The following is a 1,984-nucleotide window of genomic DNA, read 5'->3' as shown; positions in this document are numbered from 1 at the left end:
GGCGGGTTCCGTGGCGGTGACCGTGACCGTGGCGGCTATCAGGGTGGTGGCGGTGGCTATCGCGGTGACCGTCCGCAGGGTGACCGGCCGCAGGGCGGCGGGTTCCGTGGCGGTGACCGTGACCGTGGCGGCTACCAGGGCGGCGGCGCCCGTGGTGGCGACCGTGACCGTGGCGGCTACCAGGGTGGTGGCGGCGGCTACCGCGGTGACCGGCCCCAGGGTGACCGGCCGCAGGGTGGCGGGTTCCGTGGCGGTGACCGTGACCGCGGCGGCTACCAGGGCGGTGGCGGCGGCTACCGCGGTGACCGGCCCCAGGGTGACCGGCCGCAGGGTGGCGGGTTCCGCGGTGGTGACCGTGACCGGCGTGACGACCGCGGTGGCCACCAGGGCGGCCGTGACGACCGTCCGGGCAACCGTGGCGACCGGCCGTCCTACGGGGACCGTCCGCAGAGCGGTGGCTTCCGTGGCGACCGTGACCGGCGCGACGACCGAGGACCGCGCGACGACCGCGGCAGCTTCCGGGACCGGCCGCCGCGTGACGACCGCGGCGGATTCCGCGACGGCGGAGCTCCCCGGCAGGGCTTCCAGGGCGGCGGCTCGCGGGGCGACGGGGACCGTCCGCAGGGCAGTGGCTTCCGGGGCGATCGGCCGCAGGGCGGCGGGTTCCGTGGCGGCGACCGTGACCGTGGCGGCTATCAGGGCGACCGTGACCGCGGTGGCTACCAGGGCGGCCGGGACAGCGGCGGGTTCCGCGGTGGCGACCGTGACCGCGGTGGCTACCAGGGCGGCCGCGACAGCGGCGGATTCCGTGGCGGCGACCGTGACCGTGGCGGCGACCGTGGCGGCTACCAGGGCGACCGCGACCGAGGCGGCTACCGGGACGACCGTGGTCCGCGGGACCGTGACGAGGATCAGGGGCAGCCGGCTTTCCAGGCGCCGCCGATCCCCGAGGACATTCAGGCGTCCGACCTCGACAAGGAGGTGCGTGCCGAGCTGTTGACCCTGTCGAAGGACATGGCCGACACCGTCGCGCGGCACCTGGTCGCGGCCGGGCAGATCATCGACGAGGACGGCGAGCTGGCGATGCAGCACGCCATCGCCGCGCGCCGGATCGCCTCGCGGATCGCCGTCGTGCGTGAGGCCGTGGGGCTGGCCGCCTACGCGGCCGGGGACTGGGCGACCGCGATCGCGGAGCTGCGGACCTATCACCGGATGACCGGCAAGCAGACGCACCTGGCGGAGATCGCCGACAGTGAGCGCGCGCTCGGCCGGCCGGAGCGGGCCATCGACCTGTTCCGCGGTGCCGACAAGGAGGCCCTCGACAAGAGCGGTGCGATCGAGCTGCTGATCGTGGCGGCCGGCGCCCGGGGCGACCTGGGTCAGCACGACGCCGCGGTGGCGATGCTGCAGGTGCGCGAGCTGACCGCCGACGAAGAAGCCGACTGGACGGCGCGGCTGCGGTACGCGTACGCGGATGCTCTGCTCGCGGCCGGGCGCCGCGAAGAGGCGCGGGAGTGGTTCTCCCGGGCCGCCGAGGCCGACGCCGACGAGGTCACCGACGCCACCGAGCGGCTGCTCGAGCTGGACGGCGTCACCCTCGAGGATGACGAGCCCGAGGAGGACGACGAGCAGTCCGAAGTCGAGCGGGCGCGTGCCGAGGGCGACGAGGACTCCGAGGACGACGACGACGACGTCGAGCTCGCGCGTCTCGAGGGCGACGAGCAGTCCGACGATAACGCCGAGCGGGCGCGGGTCGATGTCGACGAGGAAGATGACCTCCAGGGTGAGGACGACTTCGACGAGGAGACCCGCGTCGCCGATCAGGTCGCTGACGAGCCGGTCGCTGACGAGCCGGTCGCTGAGGTGCCCGCCACCGAAGTGCCGGTTGCGGTGGCGCCGGCTGAGGTGCCGGCCGGCGAGGAGCCCGCGGACGTGACCGACACGACCCAGCTGGCCGACGAGGCGATCCACGCCGCGGCCGAGC

General features: G+C 74.9%; 1 protein-coding gene and 1 pseudogene. One reads left to right on the top strand and one right to left on the bottom strand.

The window, feature by feature from the left end:
- Nucleotides 1-1,092 (bottom strand): annotated as a pseudogene (locus AB0M20_RS40545) (hypothetical protein); the annotation flags it as partial.
- Between AB0M20_RS40545 and AB0M20_RS40540 the strand changes: the two are divergent.
- Nucleotides 1,015-1,984, top strand: a 970-nt coding sequence (locus tag AB0M20_RS40540; protein ID WP_364306507.1) for a hypothetical protein, incomplete at its 3' end; no start/stop codon positions are given. The pseudogene AB0M20_RS40545 and the gene AB0M20_RS40540 overlap by 78 nt on opposite strands.

The organism is Actinoplanes sp. NPDC051633, from assembly GCF_040681735.1.
Taxonomy (GTDB): Bacteria; Actinomycetota; Actinomycetes; order Mycobacteriales; family Micromonosporaceae; genus Actinoplanes.
This window is presented reverse-complemented; position numbering and strand designations above follow the sequence as displayed.